Below are 24,498 nucleotides of genomic sequence, written 5' to 3' on the forward strand. Positions count from 1 at the left end.
CGCCCACAGGCGTCGACGTCTCTCATCGAACTCTCCCGCGAGCGCCCGATAGCGCTCTCCGATCGCATGCTCGTTGATCATACGATCTTACTTCGACATCACCAGCCAATCTCCTACTTGTTGTTTGACGCTTCCTAAGTCGAAGAGATCCTGGGCCGGCGCATTGCCCAACCTGTTGGTGTGGCTGAACACATAGAGCCCCCGGCACGCCATCATTCCCCTGCTGGACGAGCGATCAAGATCCCACATCTCGCGTAGCGCCCGCCAGAAGAGCGCGAGATCATCCGAGGTCACGCCGGTCTTCTCGGCGAACGGGGCAGAGAAGAAGCCATGACAAACGTACAGACCATAGGGCACAAGGGCCTTGCGGCCCATCTCGGTGGTCTTCCCGCCCCTAGCCTCGCCATCGTCGCCGAGCACGATCCCCGCATCTTCGGCTTTGGTGATGGCTACCCGAGTGATCGAAACATCCATCGGCACGATGGGATCTACCGACCGCGAGAATGTCATCTGCACCGGCCCGCGAACTTGGCCGCAGTTGACGCCCGTTGTCATCACAGCGCCGAACATGCGCACATCGAAGTACGTATCGCACATGCGTTTCCGCACGGCATCGACATCCTCCCGCTTCTGCTTGGAGCCAGACGACTTGATGCCTTCCTCTTCGTACGCGCGCTGGTGAAGCGTGTTCAGCGCGATGCCGGAATCGTTGACGTAGATCCCGTAGCCTGCCTCACCTTCCTTGAGGACGGCGACGTAGTTGCGCACCTTGCGCTTCAAGCACACATCTGTGACGAGACCGTTCATCGTTTCGGGATCGACGCGAGGCATGTTGCCAGCATCGGGATCGCCATTCGGATTACCGTCGACGACATCAAAGATCAGGACGAAGTCGTGCCTGCGTTCAGGGTCGGTGTGAATTCGGCTCTCTGACATGCCTACTCCTCCGTCTGGGTAGCATCGGCATTCGCTGCTTCCTTGGCGGCCTTGCGAGCCGCCCGGTCCGTCGCACGCTGGTGGTAGAAGCCTAGCGAGAAGAGCGCTTGGTCGCGCAGCGACAGTGTGGCTGGGAACTCTTCGATCGGCGCAAGTACTTCCTCGAGCCGCGCTTCAAGTGCCTGGTAGGCTCCCTCACTCGACTTACGGAGCTTCGAGAGGTGAGGCTGGGCATCAGAGAGCAGCTTCCCGAATACGCTCGCCGGCGCGGTCGACGCCGACGCGAAGTACTTGTCGACAACGGTTGCGTTGATTCCCGGGATTGCACGTCGCTGGATAACCTCGAGAACTGCGAAGAGTCGGCCACAGAGATAGGCGACGGACGTTTCAGATGTATCGAGTTTCGACATGTAGTCCTCCCTTCCAGGAGTCGATGATGCAAGAACAGCCTTGAGTAGCGCGGCTTGCGCGTGCGTGACGGCGCTGACTTTGCGGCCGCGCACGATAGTCCCGCCGACCTTGCAGCGACTGAGCGCAAGAGAAAGCGGCCACAACGGGAGTGGTCTGGAGCCGTAGAGCGCGGCCTTGACGAGGATGGTCGGCAGATGCGGGGGCATCTGCTTGGTTGGATCCCTAAATGGAGCTGCAGCAAGTTGATACAGTCCGAGGGGTTGTCCAGACTCCCCCCACTCGTTGACCTGGGCAGTGAGCGCGAACCACTCTGCGAGTCTGCGCTTGGCCACCTCAATCGTCGTGTTGTCGAAGTCGCGAACGATCGCACGCCCTCCGCCGGCGCTCAGGACGGCCACGTTGAATCGCACCTGATCCTCGTCGGGGAATCCCGCGTCTCGACCACGACGATACGAGGTCAAGAGTGCCTTAACGTCCTCGGCTGTAGGCCGTGAGAAGTAACTGAGTAGGTCGAAATCGGTCTCCTTGATGGTCCAAAACACAAACACGGTTGGACCGACGACCAGGTGCGTCTTCTCATTGCCAAGCAGTTCGTTCAGCGCCTTTCCGAAACGCTCCCCGCACTGATGGCAAACGCCGCACGTCGCGCCGCGCTGGAGTCCGTATGACTCGAACACACGAACGTTGGCGCTCACCAGCGCGGTCCCAGACGATTGCCCCCCGGAATGCCCTTCACTGGTACGGGGGTCGTCAAGGGAATCGGCTTGCGCTCCCCGCAGACGAGACACTGACCTATGGTCGTCTCCCGCAACTTGGACGCCGGCTCAACAGTTCCCCGCCAGAAGTCCCGAACACCGGGTGTGTCCACAACAAACTCGCCACCCACGCGGAATGTGACGAGGTCGGAACGCCCCGCATCCGCTGGCAGCCCCCGGTCGAGATTGCCCTGGAGAAACATGAGAACGGCCCGTACGGCGGCTGATTCAGTTGCTTCGACACACTGGCGCAGGAGTCCTACGTACGCTTCGTGCTTCTCCGCCGCGCGAGTATCGGCAGGGTCGATTCCGAAGGTGTAGGCGGGTGTGTCTGCGAGCAGGATCGGTCGGATTCCGAAAGCGCGCTTCACAAACGGAACGAGGTGCTGCTTGCCTCGATCACGCGCCTCGCCCTCCGCAGCGGTTGACACGATTCCCAAGAAGCCGCCGTCTGCCGTCAAGTCCACAACCCACTTGACCGGCTTCTTGTCATACATGGGCGGCGGCATGTCGACGATTCTGTCAGCGTCAGCCTCCAACCTTTGCAGGAACATCGGCACCCCCCTTCGTATTGAAGCTGTAGTCCGGCACGTTGAGTACTCCACGCACGAGTTCGGCTTGGAAGAAATGAGGCTCGTGCGGCGGCTCAGCCTTGTACTCGATGTCGAGCAGCACCAGGCCCAGCGGTTCCGACAGGTCAATCGCCGATTCGCTGCCATCCACATTGCCGAAGTAGCCGACGAACTCGCGACATCCCAGGTACGGTTGATTGAAGCACTGTCCTTTGTTGACACGCCGCCTGAACTGGTCACGATACTTCGCCGCGTCCTCCCCAACGTGAGGCGCAACGATCACGTCAGCAGAGATCACATATGCGACATCTCGCAACCCGAGTGTGTGCCGTTGTGTTCGGGTCTCGCTGATGTCGAACCCTGCGCTCTGCGGACTCGCTCGCCTGTTGACCTCGTTGCGCACCGCCGAGAAGTGGCGAATCGGCTTGAGCACCGCAATGCTCGTCACGTGCCACTCGAACTCGGGCTTCCAGAAGATCGCCTCGAGCACGCCCCGAGCTGCAGATGGCGTCATCACCGGGTAGCTGACTCGTTCGGCCTTCATCTCCGGCCGCGTGAAGCACGCGCGTTCCCCCCATACCTTCACTTGAACTGGATTTCGATACACGGTCCTCCCCTCCAATGCGTGTCCCTACTGGATCAGATCGGCCGGATCTGGTCCGGCTCCGGTCAGTCCCTTGACCTCGTCGTACTCGCCAAACCAGCGATAGAGCGCCGAATCGGGAGCCACCTCGAAGACCAAGCCGCCGCGCATGGCCTTGTCGAAGTCCCGGCGCCGTAGTGCGACGCTGTGCCGCTGTATCTGTCGCCAGAGCCGTCGATCCACGTGTTGCAGAACCTCGATCTCGCCACAGATGCGCTCGACAGTCTCAAGGTCGTAGGAGACCAACACCGACACTGTATCCTCATCAATCATGCGAAACCGGTCCGCCACTTTCGGAAAGTCAAACGCGGCTCGGAGTTCCTGGATGTTCTTCGCGTCGGTGTTCAGGTCGCCGTACACGCACCGGAAGTAGTCCGGAAAGCTTGATGGGTCACCAAGATCCAATCCATCGCGGCCCAGCCACATGAGTGCATGGTCCACGGCGGTTCTGTAGGCCCCACGCGGTTGAGAACCTTCGTTCGGATTGAAGACGTGAACGTGTCCGAACTCGAGCGTGCCCTCTCGATTGCATCTCCCTGCAGCCTGGACAATGCGGTCGAGCGGACCGACTGCACGGTAGACAACCGGGAAGTCCAGATCCACGCCGGCCTCAACAACTTGGGTACTTACGACGCGACATGGAACACCGTCCTTCAGGCGCGCTCTGATCGCGTTCAAGACCTGCGTCCGATGCTCCGGGCAGAGTCGCGTGGACAAGTGCAGCGCGTCTGGGTCATCAAGTGCCTCAAGAAGCGAGATTGCGTCACTCTTAGTGTTCACAACGATCAGACATTGCGAGTGGTCGCGAACACAACACGCCACGTCGGCCCACTCCACCGGCTCCAAGTCGATGTGGTATTCCACGCGAGCAAGCCTCTCGAAATCGATGGCCGTAGTGGAGGTGATCTCCTGGATCGACGCGAACCCAGGCACCAAGTCAAGCGATTCCTGAAGGGCTGGCTGAGTTGCTGTACACAGCACGACACTGGCTCCATACCGCTCGACAAGTGCACGGAGAGCGTCAACCATCGGCTCAAGGTACCTGCCTGGAAGTGTTTGCACCTCGTCGAGCACGATCACACTGCGGGCCATCCGATGAACCTTGCGGCACTTGCCCGGCCGGTTGCCGAACAGACTCTCGAAGAACTGCACCGTGGTTGTCACGACGACCGGTGAGTCCCAGTTCTCCGAGGCGAGAACGCGCCACTGGTCGTCGGCTCCGTTCGCGCCGGACTCATCTATCGCACTGTGGTGTTCGAGTACTGCGTGTGCAGCGGGCAAAGCCGATCTGAACACATCGCACGTCTGCTCAATGATGCTCGTGTACGGGATTGCGCAAATCACGCGCTCTAGGCCGTTGGCCTGTGCGTGCCGGAGGGCAAACGCGAGAGAGGAGAGCGTCTTTCCTCCTCCAGTTGGCACTGTCAGACTGAAGACCCCTGGCGGCGCTTCTGCGGCGGCCAGACACTCCTCGTACACTCTGCGCCGAACACGATTGACTTCCGTGTCCGGGGCACGTTGCATCAGTGCATCCTGAGACCGCGTCAGGAGCTGAATCAGCTCCTTGAGCCTCACGACATCATGACGATCTGCGGAGACGGCGGGCTTGAAGTGGGATTCCGTATCCAACGAATCGGCGTCGACAAGACACGAGTACGTCAGCCGTAGCGCCAGCTCAGCTTCGAGTCTCGATGTCAGCCCGCCTAGCTCGAGTCTCGCAGCCTCAGCAGTAGTCAAATCAGGCCTTCGCACGGAGTAGTCCTGTGATTCACCGGGCACGCCGCCCTGTTCAAACGCTCTGAGTGTCGCCTTGGCCTCGGCCGCGCTTGGCAGACCACCGTGATGCCCCAGAATCAGAAGGGCGAGTAGGTCAGCCTCTCCCGCCGCCTTCACGGCACCCGCGATCTTGTGATTCACACTCCCTCTCCGATGAGGGTGTCCTTCATGCGCATCTCGCAGGTACCCCTGGAACTCCGGAGACGCCTTGCCGAGATCATGCAGCTCACCAAGCAGGCGTGCGACGGCTCCAAGCCCCAACGGCTCGGCGAAGTCCCCGGCAATTCGACCGACCGCTTCGAGGTGGTCGTCAAGCAGGTGCCACCGTTCACTGCCCTCGGCTGGCGTGTGCGCGTAGAGCTCCTCGGCCATGTCGCTCGCCCTCCTCATCCCCGCGAGACCAGGCTAGCATGACCCTCTGACACGAACGAGGAGCCCAGGTTCGGGCTCCTCGTGTACCCGTGCTGGCACGCCCGGAGGGATTCGAACCCCCGACCTAGAGATTAGAAGTCTCCCGCTCTATCCAGCTGAGCTACGGGCGCGTATGTGACCGTCTACGTGACGGCGTCTTGTCATGGAGCGGCGGACGGGACTCGAACCCGCAACAATCAGCTTGGAAGGCTGAGGCTCTACCAATTGAACTACCGCCGCATATCTGGTCGGGCCGGCCGGATTCGAACCGGCGGCCCCCTGCTCCCAAAGCAGGTGCGCTACCAAGCTGCGCCACGGCCCGACCTGCCCCAGATGGACGCCCTCGCGGGCCGTCCGCCCGAGGGCACCGCCAAGTATAGGGAGGTCAGTGCCTTCGGGCAAATGGACGCCCTACGCAGTCTCCTCGGCACCTCGGGTCGTGGCGGCCTCAAGGGCGGCCACGAACGCTCTGAGCGCGGCACCACGGTGACTGATCGCATTCTTCTCGCTCATCTCAAGCTCAGCCATCGTTCGACCCGGAGCGGCGTCCGGCAGGAACAGAGGGTCGTAGCCGAATCCCAGGTCGCCCCGCGGAGCTTCCGCGACGCGCCCTTCGCACGCCCCTGATGCCAACACCGGCTCGCCATCGCCATCGACGAAGGCGATCACGCTGCGGAACCGGGCGGTGCGGTCCTTGGCAGGTATGCCGAAGAGTGCGGTCAGGAGTCGCTCGTTGTTCAGCGCGTCGGTCGCGCATTCACCCGCGTAGCGGGACGAGTGCACGCCGGGCGCCCCGTCGAGCGCGTCGACCTCGAGGCCGCTGTCGTCGGCCAGTGTCGGCATGCCAAAGAGATCGTGCGCCGCATGCGCCTTGATGAGCGCGTTCTCTTCGAAGGTCTCCCCTGTCTCGGGAGGCGACTCCCAGCCGCAGAGATTGGAGGCCGCCACGAAGCTCCACCCCGTATATGCAAGGGCCGCGGCGATCTCTTCCACCTTGTGGCGGTTGCTCGTTGCGACAACGACGCGCTTGACGGTCGTATCAGAGTTCGAAGACATCGCCGTCCTCCACCGAGATCGCGCGTTGCATGCCGACGAGGCGTTCGATGCCGGCACCGGCAAGGTCTAGCATCTCGACCAGGCGTCCCCTATCGAACGGCGTCTTCTCGCCGGTGCCCTGGACCTCTATGTATCGACCGGAGCCGTCCATGACAACGTTCATGTCGACCTCGGCCACGCTGTCCTCGGCATAGTCGAGATCGAGCAGCAGCTCCCCGTCAACGAGGCCGACCGAAGTCGCAGCGACGAACTCCATGAGCGGGATCTCGCTGATCTTGCCCGCGCTGCGCCAGGTCGAGAAGGCGTCGTAGAGCGCGATGTAGGCGCCTGTGATCGCAGCGGTGCGGGTTCCTCCATCTGCCTGGATAACGTCGCAGTCCACGTTGACGGTGCACTCCCCGCCCATCCCAGCCATGTCCACAACGGACCGAAGCGACCGCCCGATAAGGCGCTGGATCTCGTGCGTACGCCCACGCGGTCCTCCGGTGGTCGCCTCTCGGCGGGAGCGTGTGTGCGTGGACGCTGGAAGGAGTGCGTACTCCGCGGTCACCCATCCAAGTCCACTGCCCCGTCGCCAGCCAGCGACGCCCTCGCTCACGCTGGCGGCGCAGAGGACCCGGGTGTCGCCGAGTTCGAACATGCAACTGCCGTGAGCGTGTCTCAGGTAGCGCCGCGTGACCTTGACGGGACGAAGCTCTCCTGCGTCACGCGAGTCTGTGCGCTGCATGTGCGTCCTCTCCTACTGGCGGCCCGAGCCGCCGATCTGATGGGTTTCGAACTCCCGGGCGACCGAGATGGGACCGTCGAAGATCGCTGCCGCTTCGCGAAGCAACGTGTCCCGGCCGCTGGTCGGCCACAGGTGGGTGAGCACGAGCCGTTTCGCGCCGGCGTCACGGGCGAGACCGGCCGCCTGCGCTGCGGTCATGTGCGCCGCCATTCCCGAGTACTTCTGCGGCAGGGTGCATTCCGCCAGCAACAGGTCGCATCCGCGTGCAGCCTCCAGGACGGCCTCGCCAGGCGCAGTGTCGGACGTGTAGCACAGCCTAGTGCCATCTGCCTCGACCACGAGCGCGAAGGTGGGATCCATGTGATCCACGGGATATGGCGTCACGCTCAGTCCGCCAAGGAGAACGCTCTCCTTGGCAGCAAGCTCGTGCACATCGAAGGCCTGCACGAGTTCCTCTCTGGCGTGATCGGTCAGCACGGCGCCCATGCGCCCGAACAGGCCGCACGGCACGTAGAGAGTGCACGGCGCGGCGGGGCCCTCCGGAGCGAAACGCAGTAGAGCCTGCAGCGCGTAGATGTCCGCGAAGTGATCGATGTGTCCGTGCGACACGAACACCGCCTCGAGCCCCAGAGGATCCGTGACCATTGCAAGGTTGGCCAGCGCCCCATGCCCGCAGTCGAGCAGGACGCGCACGTCGCCGACCTCGACGAGGTAGCCAGCCGTGGCCTGTCCGGCACCGGCGTACGAAGCCGAGGAGCCGAGGACCGTCAGTCGCATGCGGCCTCCAGGGTCGCGGGGTCTGCGAGCAGAGCGAGCAGACTCGCGGCCGGAAGCGCCGCGAGATCGCGGAGGTCGACGCGATCGGCCTGCGCGATGCGCGAGCGCAGGACGCGAGAGCCGAAGCGGGCGAATTCGGTCGCATCGCCGGTCGTGGCGAACGAGTGCGTACCGGCGCGACCCTCCTTGGCGAGCTGACCGCGCGACGTGAGCGTCTCGACAACCTCGCGCGCAGTCTCCTCGGCCGAGGAGATCAGCTTCACCCGCGGGCCCACGACCTGCTGGATCGCGGTCGAGAGCAGCGGAAAGTGTGTGCAGCCAAGGACGAGCGTGTCGATGCCCGAACGCTTGAGCGGGTCCAAGTAGTCGCGGGCAAGCTCGTGGAAGGACGGGCGGATGTAGACATCGGCGGATTCTGCGAGCCAGTCTTCGAGTGGGCCGGGGCCCATCCGCAGACCTGCCTCGACGACGTCGACGAACTTGGGCGTCGGGACGGAGAAGACCGTGACGCCGGCATCGATAGCACGAACCGCGCGACTGTAGGCGCCCGACTCGATCGTGCCGACCGTGCCGATGACGCCCACGCTGCGATTGGCGGTCGTGCGTACCGCCGCGCGAGCGCCGGGTTCAACGACGCCTATGACCGGCACGTCGAACGCCGTCTGCGCCAGAGCAAGACCGCCCGCGGTCGCCGTGTTGCAGGCGATCACCATGAGCTTGACAGGCCTCTCCGACAACCACGAGCCGATCTCCAGCACGAACCGGCGGACTTCGTCGAGGTCGCGGGGACCGTACGGGCAGCGCGCGGTGTCGCCCAAGTAGACGATGTCCTCGGCGGGTAGGGCGCTGGCCACCTCGCGCATGACGGTGAGTCCGCCGAGGCCGGAGTCGAATATGCCGATCGGAAGCGATTCCATGTGACGCAGTATACCCGTGGAACCGGGGACGGCTACGACCTCCCCCGCCGCGTATACTCTTCGACATGTCGAGAACGTTGGTGCTGTGCATAGGCAACAAGGCGCGGGGTGACGACGGTGTCGCGCGGCGCGTGGCGGAGCTACTCGAGGGGTGCTTCGGCGCCGAAGTGACGCTCGTGTCCCAGCCGCAGCTCGATGTCGTGCTTGCCGAGGACGTTGCCGCCGCTGACGAAGTCATCTTCATAGATGCAGAGCGTCGAGCCGCTCCCCTGGTCGCGGTGACCGACGTCGTCCCTGACGCCTCCGGGTCGAACGCTCACGCCCTCGACCCGTCCGGACTGCTGGCCCTGTCGCAAGCGCTCTACGCGTGCGCTGCAGCTGCCAGGCTCGTCAGCGTGGCCGCTCCTGAGATGGGCCATGCCGAGGGACTGTCCGCAATAGCAGAGGCTGCCTCGCACGAGGCAGCCTCCGAGGTCTTGCGCATGATCGGAGCACAACCCTAGTCGCCGATGACCTTCTTCCACTGCTCCAGCGTGTCGTGGGCACCCGCAGCGCCCCACATGTCCACGACGCGGCGATCCGTACAGATGGCCGAGCACAGCCCGACATAGTGTTCGCGCTCCATACCCACCATGGGCGCGTTTGCCGAGTTCGAGGCTGACGCGAGAATCAGCATCGCCACCGCCTTGCCGAAAGACGACTCGAGGCGCGTGCGCACGTGCCGGTCGAAGGCGTCCTGATACTCGCTCACTAGACCGACCCCCTCGATGCGAGGATCGTCCCGTCGGGACCGATCAGGTCCACCGCAAGCGGCATGCGCCCAATCTCGTGAGTCGCGCACGACAGGCACGGATCGTGTGCGCGAATGCCTAGCTCCATCTTCCGCACGGTCAAATCGTCGAGGGCTTCGTCGCGCGAAACGCCCTTGACCGCCTGGAAGACAGCGTCGTCGAGTGAGGCCGTGTTGTGCGTCGTTGCGACGATCAGGTTCGCTTTGGTGACGTGACCGACATCGTCCGCTTCGTAGTGATGGATCAAAGTGCCCCGAGGCGCCTCGATCGCGGACATCCCGACGCCCTTGCCACGCTCTACCTTGACGCGCACAACGTCCGACGTGATCTCGTCATCGGAAAGCAGCTGCTCGAGACGCTCATAGGCCGCGACGAGCTCGATCATGCGTGCCCAGTGGTACGCGAGCACTGCGTGAGCCGGTCGCGCAAGCTGAGAGCGGAACGCGGTAAGGAGCTCCGTGCTGTGGGGGCCGGGCATGCTTTCTGCCATGTTGATGCGTGCAAGCGGACCCACACGATAGGTACCGTTCTCGGGGCCCTTCATGGAGAGGTAGGTCGACTTCGCGTAGCTGTACGGGAGCGCGCGCTCAGAGACGTGGTCCGCATAGAACTCCGGATCGAAGCGCTCGGTCATGCGCCCCTCAGGGGTCATCACCGAGACCGTACCGTCATAGAGCTCGAAAGCATCTCCCTCCCCGAGAAGCGACATCATATGCACGGGGTCGGAAGCGTACGCCGGATTCTCTGCGAGCAGCCTTTCTGTCGACTCATGCGCGATTTCGGCGGCGAACAGCGCGTCGTCCATCCCCTCGCGCACCATCGCGAGCATCTCGTCCCGTTGCTCTACCGTGATTCCCTTGCTCATGCCACCGGGGATCGCCGTGACGGGATGGCTCGCGCGTCCCCCGATGGTCCTCACGATGTGCTGCCCGGTCTTGCGCAGCCCGATGGCTTTCAGCGCCAGGTCGGGACGGGCCGAGATGACGCCGAGGATATCCCTGCTTCCCGACCCGTCACCGGTGAGGAAATCCGGCCCTGCCAGGAAGAAGAAGTGGAGTGCGTGGTCCTGGCTAAGCCCGCCCAGGTGTACCGCCTCGCGAAGCAACCGGGCAGCCCGCGGGATCTCGACGCGGTACATCGCGTCGACGGCCTTGACCGCCGCAAGGTGATGGCTGACCGGGCACACGCCACAGATGCGGCTGGTTATCAGCGGGGTCTCCCACACCATGCGACCGAGCAGCATCTTCTCGAAGCCGCGGAACTCCGTGATCTCAAAGTGCGCACCCACGACTGAGCCGCTGTCACCAACGAATAGCGAAACACGCCCGTGACCCTCGATCCGCTTGACGGCGGGCAGTCGGATAGTCTCAGTCATCCGAATCACCCCCATCTTGGTCGTAGACGGCAGGGAAGACAGAGATCGGCAGGGTGTACCGGTATCCCGTCCCAATCAGATCATCGAGGTACATGATCGCGCCCGGTGGCAGCAACGCTGCCAGGGCATCGATCATCTTGGCACCTTGCTCCAACTCCACTCGGCTGGGCCCCTGACAGCCCCGACACGGGACGTTGGCCGTGATGCACCTGGCGCCGCAACCCTCTCTCGTCATGGGTCCCATGCAGATGACGCCCTGTTCCAGGAAGCAGAGCGTCGGGTTGATCTCGTCAAGTTCCATAAGGCTGTAGACCGTATCTGAGACGAACTCCGCCGAGTGATGCAGTAAGGCCACCTTCTCCCGGGTGCATTCGTCGCACATGTTGCGGCGAGGCATCTCGAACAGCTCCCCCGCGATCGCGGCCCCAAGCGCCGCGAGAATGGTCTCTGTCTTGGGAGCGCAGCCCGGAACCGAGATATCCACTTCCACGTAGTCGGACAGAGGGTGCACGCGAGATGTCAGTTTCGGAAGCTCCTCGGAAGGCTGATCCTCGCCAAAGACGCTCTCGAGCACGTCGGATGACGAATACAGATTGCGCAGCCCACCTATTCCGCCAAGTGCGGCGCACGACCCCACCGCCACGAGGGTACCGGCCTTCTCGCGGGCTTCTCGCAGCGCGACCTCGTCATGCTCCGTCGTCACCGCGCCTTCAACGATCACGACTTCGCATTCCTGCATCTCACCGGTGTCGGTCAAGGGCGAATACACGATGTCGACCAAATCGAGGAGATCGACAAGTCCCTCGTGGGCATCGAGCAGGGACACATAGCACCCTTCGCATCCGCCAAGGATGACGTGCGCCAAACGTGGCTTGCTCACTGGGGACCCCCTTTCCCGTTCGTCAGTGTCGAAACCGTGTGGTAGACCTCGTTGACCTGCTCTACGAAGCGACCACCCTCGAACGGAGATATGTCGATGATCCGCAGCCGCGAGTCGTCCATTCCACGCGATCGCAGGACCACTCGCAACAAGTTGATGCGCCGGTCCATGTCGAGGTTGCCGATGAGGTTGTGGCAGCGCCCCTCGCGGCACCTGAACACGGCAACCGCATCGAAGCCGACCTTGAAGGCCTCAAGAACATAGAGCGTGTCGAGTCTGCCGCCACAAGGAATGCGGATCGGCATGAAGGTGGCCGGGTAGCTCTCGCCCGTTTCGGTGACGTGCTTCGCCGCTTCATCGGCCGCGGGATATCCGCATCCCCCGCATAGGAAGCCAAGGACCTGGTCCCCGGAGGCATCGGACTCGGAAAGCGCCCTTACAGCAGCAATCAGGTAGTCGTGGGGGGAGTTGACGATGTCGCGCGCACCGACCGGACATGACACGACGCACTTGCCGCATCCCCGACAACGGCGCACGTCGACATGGGAGAAGCCGTCCTCTCCGATGCTGCATGCGCCAAACGCGCACGTCCGAACACATGACGCACATCCGCCGCACAGTGTTTCGTCCACCGCGGACACGTCGTGACAGTGAACGATCCGAGGCTGCGAGAGCCGCAGCACGAGCGCCATGGCCGCCGAATCGGCGGCAGCGACCTTGTCGCGTTCCAGATTGCCTTCTCTACGAATCGGAACCACCATGATTCCGGCGTCAACGGTTTCGGCCGGGTGTGTGGTTGGGTTGAGAGACCGCGCGTTGCCGTCCTCGTCGATATCGACCTTGAAGTGCTGGCGCAGTTCGGCGATCCAGTCGGGACTGTCCGGCCGGGCGAGCAACAGCCCTCCAACGTTGTAGTCGACCTGGTCACCGTCGATGCCGAGCGTGATGCGATAGTCGCCCAGCCACCCTTCGCCGTCGACCATTCGTGCATTGTCGACGAACTCGGCCGATGCGTGCCCCAGCACGTACGACGCGGTGGCCCTCATCGCGGGGGTCGCGCACGCACGTTTCGACCCCTCCTGGCGGTCCGCAAGCACCACGCCATACCCCAGCTGGAGGAGTCGCTGCGCTGCGACCAGCGCTTCGGCCGTCACCCCGAGGATCATCACGTTGCGCCGCGGTTCGATGGATGTCCCTTCCACCGCCTGGGCCATCGTCGCTCGCATCACCGCGACCTCGATGAGGGCCTTCGCCTTGGCGGTGGCCCCAGCTGGGTCATCGGGATGAGCGAGTGCGACCTGTTCTAGAAGGTTCGCAACGACGATCTTGTTGGGATTGAGGCCCGCGGCCACGAGACGGTCCCTCAGATACTGCCAGGAAAGGCTCCTCGTGTAGTGCTCGAGGGAATGGCCCGCAAGCACGATCGAGTCGAGTCCGGCGTTCCCGATATCTCGCTCGATTCTTGACTGCGTATCGGGATCGAACAGGTCGTCGACGATGCGGACGATCGCTGCTTCCTCCCGAACGCGTGACAGCGCCTGTTCCAGGTCGACCACAGAGTCAACTGCGCCGTTACAACGACAGGCATACAGGCCTAATGGCACGAAACCTCACCCCTTACGCGCGATTCTCATCGCAGCTGCGGAATCGCCTATCGGTACCGGCCGACAGTGAAAGGCAGATCCGGCGTACATGAAGAGCATCGTTCGATGTGACAGAAACCTAAAGCGAAAACCCAGCCAACGGCCCGTGTGAGCGGTGCGAACGGCGAAACACGGGTGATGGCAAACCCAATCACGCGCCAAGTGTGACTACGGTCACGTCATCTGGCGCGCGTCTCAAGATCGGACATGACCCGTTCGGCTATCTCCTGGAGCGGCAGGACTGTCCCCGCAGCAGCAGCCTCGACCGCAGCCCTGGGCATTCCGTACACGGTGCACGTCGACTCGTCTTGCGCGATCGTGGCAGCCCCCGCATCGCGCATCGCCCTCAGGCCCATTGCCCCGTCGGCTCCCATGCCAGTGAGGATGACGCCAACCCCGCGGCTACCATATGCACTGGCAACCGACGCGAACAGCGTGTCTGCCGAAGGAACATACAGCTGACCTGTCCCGGGACGGGCGAAGCGCATCGTCCCCTTGTCCATGACCAGGTTCAACCCGGTCGGAGCCAGGTAGGCCACTCCCGGCGAGGCCGCCAGGCCATTCTGTGCAGCTTCGACCTGCAGCTTCGTCCCAGTGTTGAGCCAGCTGACCAGGCCGGGGATGAAGCCCTCGGCAATATGTTGGGCGATCACTATCGGGACGGGCAGCTCGGCGGGAAGAGGGGCAAGGACGGCTAGCAGAGCGGTCGGTCCCCCGGTCGAGGAGCCGATCGCTACGATCGACCGCGTCGATACCGGCTCCGTGATACGAATCGTCGGAGGTATGGATGCACGGTCTCCTCGGCGGCCTCGTATGTGCGTGATGACCGTGACGCCCGCCAGCACCTTCACCTTCCGGATGACCTCTCGGCCGATCTTCTCAAGCTCGGCCCAATCGCGAGGCTCTGGCTTCTTGATTACCTCGAGCGCCCCCATCTTGAGCGCGTCGAAAGCGCGACCCATTCCCTCGCCGTGCACCGACGACGAAACGACAAGGATCGGGGTGGGGTGGTAGGCCATGATCTCTTCGGTAGCCTCGAGCCCGTCCATCCGGGGCATGTGGATGTCCATGGTGATGAGATCCGGCCGGAGTCGCGGCACGGCTTCGACAGCTTCGCGCCCGTCGCGAGCCGTCCCGACGACCTCGATGTCCGCGTCCGTCGCGAGGATCTGCGCGAGCATCTCGCGCGCGACGAGTGAGTCATCGACGATGAGGACGCGGATCTTCTGAGACGCGTTCACGTGCGGCAACGCTCCGTCCCGGTCATCGGATGAGTCTCTCGACTGTGTCGAGCAGCGTATCCTGGTTGAAGACCGACTTCGTGATGTAGGCGTCGGCGCCGGCCTGAATGCCCTCGGCCTTCTCCTCGTCTCGCTCCAGCGACGTCACGATGACGACCGGAATGTCCGTGAGGCTCGGGTCGCCCTTGATGGCACGGGTCAACTCGAACCCGGTCATGTTCGGCATCTGGACGTCCGACACCACGGCGTCGACCACGAGCCCTTCCTTGAGCTTCGCCAGCCCTTGTGCACCATCCATCGCAACCTCAACGTCGTAGCCGGCGGCTTCGAAAATGGATCGCTCCAGCTCACGAGTCGTGAACGAGTCCTCGCAGATAAGGATCCGCCTCGGCCTTGCGGCTTCATCGGCGGCCTTGGTGCCCACGCGGCGCGTGGTCCTGCGACGGGCGCTGGCCATCAGATCGGGGACGTTGAGGATCGGCACTACTTCACCCGCGCCGAGAATCGTCACTCCCGCCACGTTGTCGACCTTCCTGAGGTGCGAGCCGAGCGACTTGATAACGATCTGTTGTTCGCCAACGAGGGCATCGACTATGAAGCCCATTCGGTGGCCGGAGAACCCGATCGTGGCGATGGGGATCTTGCCGTCTCCGTGGCCCGTGTGAGTCACGCCGAGGATGTCGCCGAGCGGCATGAGCGGAATCGTTCGACGCTGACGCCGGATAACCTCCCGGCCTTCGACCTTGATGATCTCGTCAGGAGTGATGCGAGTCGTTTCCTCTACCGAAGCCGTGGGCAACGCGAACAGTTGATTCCCGACGCGCAGCATGAGTGCGCGGATGATGGCCAAGGTAAGCGGAATCGTTAGCCTGAAAGTCGTGCCTTCGCCGAGTATGCTCACCACATCGAGAGAGCCCTTGAGCTTCTCGACGATGAACTCGCGAACGACATCCATCCCAACGCCGCGACCGGAGATCTCAGTGATTATGGCGCTGGTGGAGAATCCCTTCTCGAAGATGAGGTACTGGGCCTCACGGTCCGACATCGACGAGGCCTCTGCTTCCGAGATGTAGCCCTTTCGCACCGCCGAAGTACGGACCTTGTCCGGGTCGATGCCCGTACCGTCATCGGCGATCTCGATGACGATGTGATCGCCTTCCTGGCGCGCGGACATCCTGATGGTGCCCTTCGCCGGCTTGCCAAGACGCACGCGCTCCTCGGCGGGCTCGATCCCATGGTCCACAGCATTGCGCATGATGTGGACCAGCGGATCATTGATCTCCTCGAGGACCTTCTTGTCGAGTTCGGTGTCGGCTCCCTCGAGAATCAGCTCGACGTCCTTCTTGAAGGAGCGGGCGAGGTCGCGCATTGCGCGCGGGAAGGTCGAGAACACGGTGGAGACGGGCAACATGCGCAGGCGCATGGCCTGCTCCTGGAGGTCATTCACCACGACCGAGGCTCGGGACACGTCCTCGGCCCAGCCCTTGGCCGTCACAGCCAGGGCCCGGCGTCGATCGGACAGAAGCCGATCGAGATCGCTGACCTCATCCATGACTTGACTCAGAAGCGCCTCGTCGTCGATGTGCATCGAAGTCAGAGCCGACTTGAGGCGCAACCACGATTGCCAGATCTCCGAGAACTCCATCGTCGATTGCCGGACTTCGAACGCGTGCTGTTCGGCCTTGATCTGAGAGATGACCACTTCCGAAACCAGATTGAGAAGGCCGTCGATCTGACCCGTTCGGATGCGAATAGTCTGCTGAACCTTCGCTGTCAGCTTGGCCTCCGCCTGGGCTGACATGGACCCAGCAGTCGCACCGTTCGCTCGGGGCGTCAGGTGGTCGCCGTCTGCTGGCGGCCCATCGCTGGCCGGGTGCACGCCCGCGTCGTCGGCCGAGCCGGAATTCGCCAGCTGGGCTTCGATCTCGGCCTCCTCTGCGCTCTCTTCCTCGGCCGAAACCGCGCTCAATCGCGCCTGAAGAGCCGCAAGGTCGATCGCGATCTCGATGTCCTTGCCGGCGTTCTCGGAGAGATACACGATCGCGTCCAGCGCCTCGAAGAAGTGATCGCTGAGCTCGGGAGTATAGGCCATGCCGCCGTCGCGGATGCGCACCATGATGTCCTCGAGCCGATGTGCGATGTCGGAGATCTCGATGAGCCCGACCATGCGCGAACTGCCCTTGAGCGTGTGGGCATCACGCAACATCTGGTCGATGAGATTGCGATTGTCATGCGAGCTCTCGAGCTCGATCACGCTCTCATTGAGCCGCTGAAGAAGCTCCTGGGCCTCTTCCTGGAACTTCGCGATGAACACGCTGCGGTCGAACTCGACCATGCTGCAACCTTCCTGTTCCAAGCTCGGGCGCTAGTCGACGATCTGGAACGCCGCCCCCACCTGGCTCGATTCCTTTGCGATGGCTGAAAGCTGCTCCGCCGAGCTCGCAACCTGGCGACCGCCGGCGGCGGTCTGTTGCGCCACCGCGGCAACCTCCCTCATGGCCTTGACCACCTGGTCCGTCGCACTCTTCTGCTGCTGGGTGGCACCCGATATCTCCTTGGCTGCCACTGTAGTCTGCTCGATCATCTCGAGGATCTGGTCAAGCGATTCCCCGGTGACGTGCGCCAAGTCGACGCCGGCCTGGACCTGATTGAGCTCCTGCTCCGTGGCGATGACGAGATCGTTCGCCGCACTCTGAATCTCGGTCATGATCGTCGATATCTCACTGGTCGAGTCCACAACCGACTCGGCGAGCTTGCGAATCTCGATGGCGACGACCGAGAAGCCTTTGCCCGCCTCGCCGGCGCGCGCTGCTTCGATCGCCGCATTGAGCGCCAGGATCTTCGTCTGGTTGGCGATCGAGTTGATGATCTCAAGCACCTGACCGATCTGCTGACTGCGCTCGCCCAGCGACAGGATCTTGTTCGCCGAGGATTGGCTCCGGACCTTGATCTGCTCCATCGAGGTCAGAGTGTTGAACACGGCCTGCTGCCCGGATTCCGCGCTTCCGAGGGACGCCTCCGCCATGTTCACGACCTGGTTGGCGTTCTCGGCGATCTGCCGATACGTGGCCGCGAGCTCCTCCATCGTGGCCGTCGTCTCGCTGATCGAAGCCGCCTGTTCGGCCGCGCCGGAAGCCTGCTGCTCCGTCGCGGACAGGATCTCGTTCGACGACTGCGCGAGTCGCCTCGACGACTCCTGCGTCTGCCTGATCAGGTACACGATCAAGTCGAGCATCTGATTGTACGAGCGCGCGAGCACGCCGAACTCGTCCTCGCTGTCCACCTCGACCTTGCGACCGATCTCACCCTGGCATGCGGCCCGGACACTCTCCACGACGTGGTCGAGCGGTCTCATGTAGCGCGCCCCGATGACCAGGAACAGGGCGATCCAGGCCACGCCGAGACCGACCACCGACGCCCCCACAATGATGAGATCGCCACCTAGCTGGCCCCGATCGGCAAGCGCGTCTTTGAACACGAGCCATGCAACGACCCACTGCACAACGTTGAGGCCGAGAACGAGCCCGACGTTCACCAGGGAGTATTTATACAGGAACTTGCTGCGGAACTTATGTATCCACCCTTGGAACATTTCGTCCTCCCTAGACGTCAATCACTCGCACCGATGGGCGCAAGGATGCGCTCCACGTTCATGAGTCCTACCAGCCGCTCCCCGAGATGGAGAGAGCCGGCGATGAACTCCGCATGTTGCCTGTCGATTATCGATAGCGGAGGCTCAACGCTGCCTGCGGGCACATCCGCGATATCGCCGATCTCGTCAACGACGATCGATGTCGCGCACTCATCGTTCTGGATCACGATCGCCGGCGGAACCGCTTCGCCTTTCGAGACCTGTCCGAGCCCCATCATTCTCGCGAGATCGGTCACAGAGACTATCTCTCCGCGAATGCTTACGACGCCGAGGATGAAGTCTGGAACACCCGGCATGGGGGTTATCGAGTACTCGTGGTAGATCTCCCTCACATCATCGACGCGGACCGCGTACCACTCCTCGCCAAGGCGAAACAGCAACACCCCCATCGAACCGATCGTCTCCTCCGATAGCGCCTCGAGCGCCAGAGACTCCGCGCGCTGCTGCAAGATCTCGTTGGCCCTGGCAACCAGGGACCTATCGAGCGCGTTCTGTGTCGCTTCCTCGCCCATGAGTCTCCTCAGTCCGGCAGGCCGGTATCGAGCGCGACGATGCGGGCGATGTCGAGCAGGTACACAAGATCACCTGCGATCTGACACACGCCGAGCATGCGATCGGCCAGCGAATGCATGGGTGATACGGGCTGCAGGCAACCGTCCGGCACCTGTATGACATCATCGACACTGTCGACGATGAGCGCGACAAGGCCGTCATCAGTGCGAGCGATGACCATCGGGGTCTCCAGCGTGTACCCCTCCCGCGGCATGCCAATGAGTGCACGCATGTCGACAGCGGGAATCACGACCCCGCGCAGGTTGACCATCCCGACGACGGGCCCGCCTTGCGAGGGAACCTCAGAAAACGCGACTATCTGCTGGATCTCCTGGACTACCTCCATCGGCAGAGCATAGCGCTGGCCCGCCAGGTGGAACGCCACGATGCGTTCGATGCCCGGACCGCCTGGTGCCGTCACTACTACCGGAAGGGCCTCCGCAGCAAGTGACTCGTCGGTATGCGGGTCTTCGGAGGTCGCGGCCTCGACGGGCGCGTCGTCGGCCGAAACGTCCCGCTCGACCGGCTCGTCAGTATCTGTGGCTGCGGAACGTTTCTTCGTCTTCGCCTTCTGGGCTTGGGTGTCCTTCTTGCGGCTGGGTGTCATGTAGCGACCGTTCTCATTCAGCAAACCGCAGCACGCGGTTCAGCTCTTCTGGGCTGACCAGGCCTTCCTGGACTCTCGCCAGACCCGACGCCACCATCGGCCGCATCCCGGCCGACCGGGCAGCTGCCGCAATCTCCTCGGCAGAGGTGTTGCGTGCGATTCTTGCGCGCACCGGTTCGGTGAACGGCAGAACCTCGAAGATGCCCGTGGCTCCTTGGAAACCTGACTTGCGACAGTTGGGACAGCCGGTCCCACTGCGGATCATCATGCCGGAAGGCGCCCCGGGGATCGTGTCCGCAAGAGCACTCCGGCTCTCCTGAGAGCAGTTCGGGCAGTTGAGGCGGACCAGCCTTTGGCCAACGCCCAGCGTGAGGGCCGCCGCAAGGCTAACGGGCTCGGCGCCGAGATCGAGCATCCGGCGCACACCCGAGACGATGTCGCCGCCCGAGAACGTCGCGATGACGAGTTTGCCCATGCCCGCTGCTTCAACGGCCAGGTGAACGTCTTCGACCGACTGGATGGGGTCGATCGCCATCACGTCCGTGTCCTGACGCATGCCGGCAGCGAAGTATGACGCCGCACTCACCGGCGAACCGGGGTTCACCAGCACCTGCGCGACGGCCGGAATCTCATGGTCGATCGAGCGCTCGACCGAGTACACCGTCTTGCCTGCGCGAGCAGCGTGCGAGAGCAGTGCATAGTAGGTGGCGCTTCGCCCACCCGCCACAGGGCCGCACACGAGTAGGATGCCGCGACCCCGCTCCACCATCGCGTAGAGTGCCCGCGTCTCCGCCTCGTTCATGCCAAGGGAGCCAAGTTCACGAGGCTCGGAAGTCCCGGCCGAAAGGGATATCACCATACGCTGACCGGCCACGGTGGGAACCGATGACACTGTGAGCACAAGATCCTTGTCCGCAATGTGGGTCTTGAGTCGACCGAGAGTCGGCAACGACGCAGGGACCGCTCCCAGGCGCACGAAGTTCTTGATCCCCTCGATGAGCGCCGCCTGTAGCGAGAGCGGCGCGCTTGCGACCTTCTCGAGACGGCCGGCGACTCTGAAGACGAGGAAGAAGTCGTCCTTGTACGGCAGGATATGCACGCGCTTCGCGCCGCGCTTCACGGCGTGCTCGAGAATCTCGGTCACAAGCACCGAGGTCTTCTTCGCATCCGCGACGGCCAGGACATCCAGGTCGATGGCAGGAGGTCCGGCTGGCGCGTCGGTCTCCACGACTTGTTCGATGGTCTCTGCAACCGCCAGCGACGCGGCCTCCGCCTCGGCGACACCGGTATCGGAGATTGGCTCGGCGACAACCAGCACCTCGTCATGCTGCTCTGCGGCAGGCGCTTCGAAGAAGTCGGCGATATCGATATCAGCCTCTTCCTCCAACACCTCCTCGGGCGTCGGGAGCGGCTCGACCTCGGCAGCTGCGGGTGGCACGTCGGTCATGTCACCGTAGTAGTCCACGATCGCTCCCCGAACGGATGCCGAGTCGGCGAGAACGGCTTCTATCTCGTAGCCCAACTGCGTCCCGAGGTCATCGAGCTTGAACACGTCGAGCGAGTCACCGATGGCGACCGTGAGCATCCCTTCGATCTCGAACAACGGAAGGATGTTGTGTTCGCGGGCGACCGCGACCGGCACGAGGTTCAACGCCTCTTCGTCCGGTGCGTAGCTGGATAGGTCGACTGCAGGCATACCAAGCTCGTCTTCGAGGACATTCGTAAGATCGCCTGCGGTGATCATCCCACGCTCGAGCAGCACGTCGCCCGGGGTCTTGCCACCCGAAGTAGCAGCTTCCGCAATCGCCGAGAGCTGCTCGACGGTCACTAGTCCGGCGCCCACGAGCGCATCGAGAACGCGGTTGGTGATGGTCTCTGCCATCTTGGCGCCCCCTAGCCCTGCGTCTTCTGGAGTTCCTCGGCGACCGCCGCCAAGAGCGTCTCGGGCTCGATCGGCTTTGTCAGGTACTGGTTGGCACCAGTCCTGATACCCGTCGCCATCGCCTGCTCCTCGGTCTTGGCCGTAAGCATGATGATCGGAATGCTCTTGTACTTCTGGTCGAACTTGAGGAGCCGGCAGACGCGATACCCGTCAAGTTTGGGCAGCATCACGTCCAGGAGTATCAAATCCGGCATCTCGGCCCGGGCAGTCTCAAGTGCCTCCGCGCCGTCGGCCGCAGTGATGACCTCGTAGCCGCCGGACACAAGAATCGCCTTGATCATCTCAAGGATAGTCGGACTGTCATCGACCGCGAGTATGCGCGCGTTCGCCATACCAGACTCCCCTCTGCGTGCACACATCCGTACCTGTGGTTATCGCCCGATTCGCGGGCAGTCTTTAGGTGTTGTCAGCCCTCTTCCGACACTCTAGCAGACTCCGCTCACAGGTCTTCGCAAGCAGGTCCGGCTTGAAGCCTCCAAGGAACACGGTCCACTCCCCGGCCGGGCTCTTGTAGAGCGCCCGTAGAGCGTTCTCATACGAGCGGCATGCGTCTTCGATCTGTCCCGCCGCACGGTACAGATTGCCGAGGTTCAGGTGTGCGAGCACGAAGTCAGGATCGGAGTACACCGTCCGTTTGAGCTCTGCAATAGCCCGTTCCGGCTCCTCCTGACGCATGTGGATGATGCCGAGGATATAGCGCGCGGCGGACAGCAGTGGATCCCTCGTGAGCGCGCTCTTGCATTCGTCGAGAGCAGCGCTCAGGTCACCGAGGTCGGCGTGCGCGTAGGCAGCCATGAGGAACGCCTGCGGGTCATCCGGATCCGCGTCGAGCATGTCCGTCACAATGCCCAGAACATCACGCGGACGACCGTCGCTCGAAGCAGCGCGGGCCTGATCGAACAGGGTCGGTTCCTGCAGGTCGCCCTCGACCGATTCCTGTACCACACCAGAAGGCACGGAGCGCGGCTCGCGCTTCGAATCGACGCTGGCACGACGCACCTCCACATCCGCTTCCGTCTGCCTTGAGGCACGAAGCTCATTGCGTGCGGTTCCTCGTTCGGGGAGCAGGGCGGCACCTCGACGTCGCAGCTGGGGTCGGCGGTACAGGAACACCCCGCCCAGTTCCACCGGATCAAACTGGTCAGAGATACTGGTGAGCGTTTCGGAGTGCCCGATGAACAAATAGCCACCGGGATTGAGGCTGTTGTAGAAGTTCTGCACGACACGGCGGGTCGACTCGAGCTTGAAGTAGATTGTCACGTTCCGGCAGAAGATGACGTCCCAGTTGCCCATCAGGCCGAGCGGATACGGTTCCTTGATGAGGTTGTGGTACTGAAACTCGATGAGCGAACGAGTACGGTCCGTCACACGGTGACCCGTGGCCGTCGGCTCGAAGAACCGCGTCACCACCGCGTGCGGCACGCTCAGAAGCGCCCGCGCCGGGTACACGCCCTCATTGGCTTTTCGCAGCGCGTTGGTCGAGACGTCCGTGCCAAGCACCTGAACGTCGTATCCGAGTCCTTCGAGACCGGAGTCGAGCAGGGTCATCGCGATCGAGTACGGCTCCTCACCCGTGGAACACCCTGCCGACCAGACTCGAAACGTGCGCTGAGTATCTGACTTGCCGTCGACGATCTCGGGGATCACCATGTCTCGAAGAGCGTCGAACTGAGCCGGGAAGCGAAAGAAGCTGGTCTCGTTGATGGTGACGAGGTTCATGAGCTCCTTGAACTCGGCCTCGTCAGAGGTCAGTAGCCGGTAGTACTCGTCCAGGGTACAGAACCCGAAGCGTGTCGCCCTCGTGATTAGCGAGATGCGCAGCGAATCGACCTTCATCTCTTCCAGGTAGATGCCAGAGTGCTGATGGATGTAGTCCCTGAAGCGGGTGAACTCCGCAGGGGTCAGGTTCTTCGAAAGGCTCGCGCCATCGCCGGGCATAGCCTCTCCTATGATTCCACCGCTGCCTCGTCAGGTGCTCCGAGCTTCTCGATCAACCCTGCCGAGTACATGCCGTAAAGAATCTTCGCGGTCTCGAAATCGTTGTAGCCGGCAAGCTCCACGAGTTCGCGAACGGTGCGCCCTCCATGAAGGTAGCAGAGGAGCATCCACTCCTTGGGCTTGAGGTGGATCTCCATGGACTTGTCACCAGGAGCCGACGCCATGATGAACCGGGTGTCCATCGAAGGGATCTTCTGACGTATGCGGTTCCACAGCTCGAGCCGTCGCGAGGATTCCATGATGATGTTCTCGACGGACACCGATATGCCGATGTCCTCGTCTTCGCAGGTCTCGTCGGCCTCGAAACGCAGTTCACCGTCCTCCCAGCGGAAGAGGTCGAACAGCGTGTCATTGATCTGCTCCTGGATGAAGTTCTCGAGGACTTTGCCCTCAAGGTATCCCTCGTCAACAAGAATCTGGCCAAGCCTGCGGTTGGCCTTCTCCTTCTTCTGTATCTTCTGGAGACCCAGCGCCTGACGCAGCTGCTTCTCCGAGATCACGCCCGCCTTGACCAGGCGGCGTCCAAGGGATTCGCGGTTCCAGTTGCTCGAGGCAAAGAACACACGGCCCTTCTTGAAACAGACCTTGCCTCCAGCGTCCGCTCGCTCCATGTACAGCGCCCCGGTCTTGCGACCGGACGACAGAAGCCGAAACATGTCCTCGAGCGAGAAGTCTCTGAGGTTGCCCTCCAGAGCCACGAGCACCCTCCCAGATGACATGCCCGAAGAAATCGGGCACGGAACAGGCATCTTCCACGCGCCGAAACAAGCTGCGCGACGCACTCATCCTATCATGCGTGCCGCCTACGGAAAAAGGCACGTTCACGCCCGCAAATG

The 24,498-nt window shown here is 62.8% G+C and carries 23 protein-coding genes and 3 tRNA genes; 1 reads left to right on the plus strand and 25 read right to left on the minus strand.

All coding sequences use genetic code 11. The features are described from left to right. Positions 1–87: 87 nt before the first annotated feature. The 12 genes from cas7c to murI form a co-directional block, all read right to left on the minus strand. Entirely contained in the window at positions 88–936 is an 849-nt protein-coding gene (gene cas7c / locus Q8K99_09515; GenBank protein ID MDP2182789.1) for a type I-C CRISPR-associated protein Cas7/Csd2, read from the minus strand. Between the two features lie 2 nt (positions 937–938). Beyond that, entirely contained in the window at positions 939–2,042 is a 1,104-nt protein-coding gene (gene cas8c / locus Q8K99_09520; protein MDP2182790.1) for a type I-C CRISPR-associated protein Cas8c/Csd1, read from the minus strand. Then, positions 2,039–2,656 carry a type I-C CRISPR-associated protein Cas8c/Csd1 gene (locus Q8K99_09525; GenBank protein ID MDP2182791.1) on the minus strand — a complete coding sequence of 206 codons (618 nt, stop codon included), beginning with the start codon at positions 2,654–2,656 and terminating at the stop codon, positions 2,039–2,041. Before Q8K99_09525 ends, cas8c begins: the two co-directional genes overlap by 4 nt. Next, a complete protein-coding gene (gene cas5c / locus Q8K99_09530; protein MDP2182792.1) occupies positions 2,631–3,281 on the minus strand; it encodes a type I-C CRISPR-associated protein Cas5c in 651 nt (216 codons plus the stop codon). The genes Q8K99_09525 and cas5c overlap by 26 nt, the downstream gene beginning before the upstream one ends. Positions 3,282–3,305: 24 nt before the next feature. After that, positions 3,306–5,465, minus strand: a complete 2,160-nt coding sequence (gene cas3 / locus Q8K99_09535; GenBank protein ID MDP2182793.1) for a CRISPR-associated helicase Cas3' — start codon at positions 5,463–5,465, stop codon at positions 3,306–3,308. A 93-nt stretch (positions 5,466–5,558) separates the two neighbouring features. After that, positions 5,559–5,635 (minus strand) — tRNA-Arg (locus Q8K99_09540). Between the two features lie 33 nt (positions 5,636–5,668). After that, positions 5,669–5,744, minus strand: a tRNA-Gly gene (locus tag Q8K99_09545). A gap of 5 nt (positions 5,745–5,749) precedes the next feature. Then, positions 5,750–5,826 (minus strand) — tRNA-Pro (locus Q8K99_09550). A gap of 89 nt (positions 5,827–5,915) precedes the next feature. Next, a complete protein-coding gene (gene rdgB / locus Q8K99_09555) occupies positions 5,916–6,560 on the minus strand; it encodes an RdgB/HAM1 family non-canonical purine NTP pyrophosphatase (GenBank protein ID MDP2182794.1) in 645 nt (214 codons plus the stop codon). Further along, positions 6,544–7,287, minus strand: a complete 744-nt coding sequence (rph, locus tag Q8K99_09560) for a ribonuclease PH (GenBank protein MDP2182795.1) — start codon at positions 7,285–7,287, stop codon at positions 6,544–6,546. Before rph ends, rdgB begins: the two co-directional genes overlap by 17 nt. A 12-nt stretch (positions 7,288–7,299) precedes the next feature. Beyond that, positions 7,300–8,064 (minus strand): MBL fold metallo-hydrolase, encoded by a 765-nt coding sequence (locus Q8K99_09565; protein MDP2182796.1) that lies wholly within the window; start codon positions 8,062–8,064, stop codon positions 7,300–7,302. Further along, the gene (murI, locus tag Q8K99_09570; protein ID MDP2182797.1) at positions 8,055–8,981 is read right to left on the minus strand and encodes a glutamate racemase; all 927 of its coding nucleotides are present in this window, start codon (positions 8,979–8,981) and stop codon (positions 8,055–8,057) included. Before murI ends, Q8K99_09565 begins: the two co-directional genes overlap by 10 nt. Positions 8,982–9,061: 80 nt before the next feature. Between murI and Q8K99_09575 the strand changes: the two genes are divergently transcribed. Beyond that, the gene (locus Q8K99_09575) at positions 9,062–9,484 is read left to right on the plus strand and encodes a hydrogenase maturation protease (protein MDP2182798.1); all 423 of its coding nucleotides are present in this window, start codon (positions 9,062–9,064) and stop codon (positions 9,482–9,484) included. Here Q8K99_09575 and Q8K99_09580 read toward each other — a convergent pair. The 13 genes from Q8K99_09580 to Q8K99_09640 all read right to left on the minus strand — a co-directional run bounded on the left by Q8K99_09580 (position 9,481) and on the right by Q8K99_09640 (position 24,360). Next, positions 9,481–9,732 carry a hypothetical protein gene (locus Q8K99_09580; GenBank protein ID MDP2182799.1) on the minus strand — a complete coding sequence of 84 codons (252 nt, stop codon included), beginning with the start codon at positions 9,730–9,732 and terminating at the stop codon, positions 9,481–9,483. The two genes, Q8K99_09575 and Q8K99_09580, sit on opposite strands and share 4 nt — an antisense overlap. Then, complete coding sequence (locus Q8K99_09585) at positions 9,732–11,147, minus strand: Ni/Fe hydrogenase subunit alpha (protein ID MDP2182800.1); 1,416 nt, start codon at positions 11,145–11,147, stop codon at positions 9,732–9,734. Before Q8K99_09585 ends, Q8K99_09580 begins: the two co-directional genes overlap by 1 nt. After that, on the minus strand, positions 11,140–12,027 hold the full coding sequence (locus tag Q8K99_09590; protein MDP2182801.1) for a F420-nonreducing hydrogenase: 888 nt from the start codon (positions 12,025–12,027) through the stop codon (positions 11,140–11,142). The genes Q8K99_09585 and Q8K99_09590 overlap by 8 nt, the downstream gene beginning before the upstream one ends. After that, positions 12,024–13,583 carry a hydrogenase iron-sulfur subunit gene (locus tag Q8K99_09595; protein ID MDP2182802.1) on the minus strand — a complete coding sequence of 520 codons (1,560 nt, stop codon included), beginning with the start codon at positions 13,581–13,583 and terminating at the stop codon, positions 12,024–12,026. Before Q8K99_09595 ends, Q8K99_09590 begins: the two co-directional genes overlap by 4 nt. Positions 13,584–13,849: 266 nt before the next feature. Then, a complete protein-coding gene (gene cheB, locus Q8K99_09600; GenBank protein ID MDP2182803.1) occupies positions 13,850–14,911 on the minus strand; it encodes a chemotaxis-specific protein-glutamate methyltransferase CheB in 1,062 nt (353 codons plus the stop codon). Positions 14,912–14,933: 22 nt separating this feature from the next. Further along, positions 14,934–17,246: a hybrid sensor histidine kinase/response regulator gene (locus Q8K99_09605; protein MDP2182804.1), complete on the minus strand. Its 2,313-nt coding sequence runs from the start codon at positions 17,244–17,246 to the stop codon at positions 14,934–14,936. A 30-nt stretch (positions 17,247–17,276) separates the two neighbouring features. Continuing rightward, entirely contained in the window at positions 17,277–18,503 is a 1,227-nt protein-coding gene (locus tag Q8K99_09610) for a HAMP domain-containing methyl-accepting chemotaxis protein (GenBank protein MDP2182805.1), read from the minus strand. A 17-nt stretch (positions 18,504–18,520) separates the two neighbouring features. After that, positions 18,521–19,075, minus strand: coding sequence for a chemotaxis protein CheW (locus Q8K99_09615; protein ID MDP2182806.1), 555 nt, complete (start codon positions 19,073–19,075; stop codon positions 18,521–18,523). An 8-nt stretch (positions 19,076–19,083) separates the two neighbouring features. After that, positions 19,084–19,722 carry a chemotaxis protein CheW gene (locus Q8K99_09620; protein ID MDP2182807.1) on the minus strand — a complete coding sequence of 213 codons (639 nt, stop codon included), beginning with the start codon at positions 19,720–19,722 and terminating at the stop codon, positions 19,084–19,086. 13 nt (positions 19,723–19,735) lie between these two features. Continuing rightward, positions 19,736–21,604, minus strand: a complete 1,869-nt coding sequence (locus tag Q8K99_09625; protein MDP2182808.1) for an ATPase, T2SS/T4P/T4SS family — start codon at positions 21,602–21,604, stop codon at positions 19,736–19,738. Positions 21,605–21,615: 11 nt separating this feature from the next. Then, positions 21,616–21,996 (minus strand): response regulator, encoded by a 381-nt coding sequence (locus tag Q8K99_09630; GenBank protein ID MDP2182809.1) that lies wholly within the window; start codon positions 21,994–21,996, stop codon positions 21,616–21,618. Between the two features lie 64 nt (positions 21,997–22,060). Further along, positions 22,061–23,602, minus strand: a complete 1,542-nt coding sequence (locus Q8K99_09635) for a CheR family methyltransferase (GenBank protein ID MDP2182810.1) — start codon at positions 23,600–23,602, stop codon at positions 22,061–22,063. A gap of 8 nt (positions 23,603–23,610) precedes the next feature. Further along, a complete protein-coding gene (locus Q8K99_09640; protein MDP2182811.1) occupies positions 23,611–24,360 on the minus strand; it encodes a DUF4388 domain-containing protein in 750 nt (249 codons plus the stop codon). Positions 24,361–24,498 lie beyond the last annotated feature (138 nt).

This window comes from Actinomycetota bacterium, from assembly GCA_030682655.1.
Lineage (GTDB): Bacteria > Actinomycetota > Coriobacteriia > Anaerosomatales > JAUXNU01 > JAUXNU01.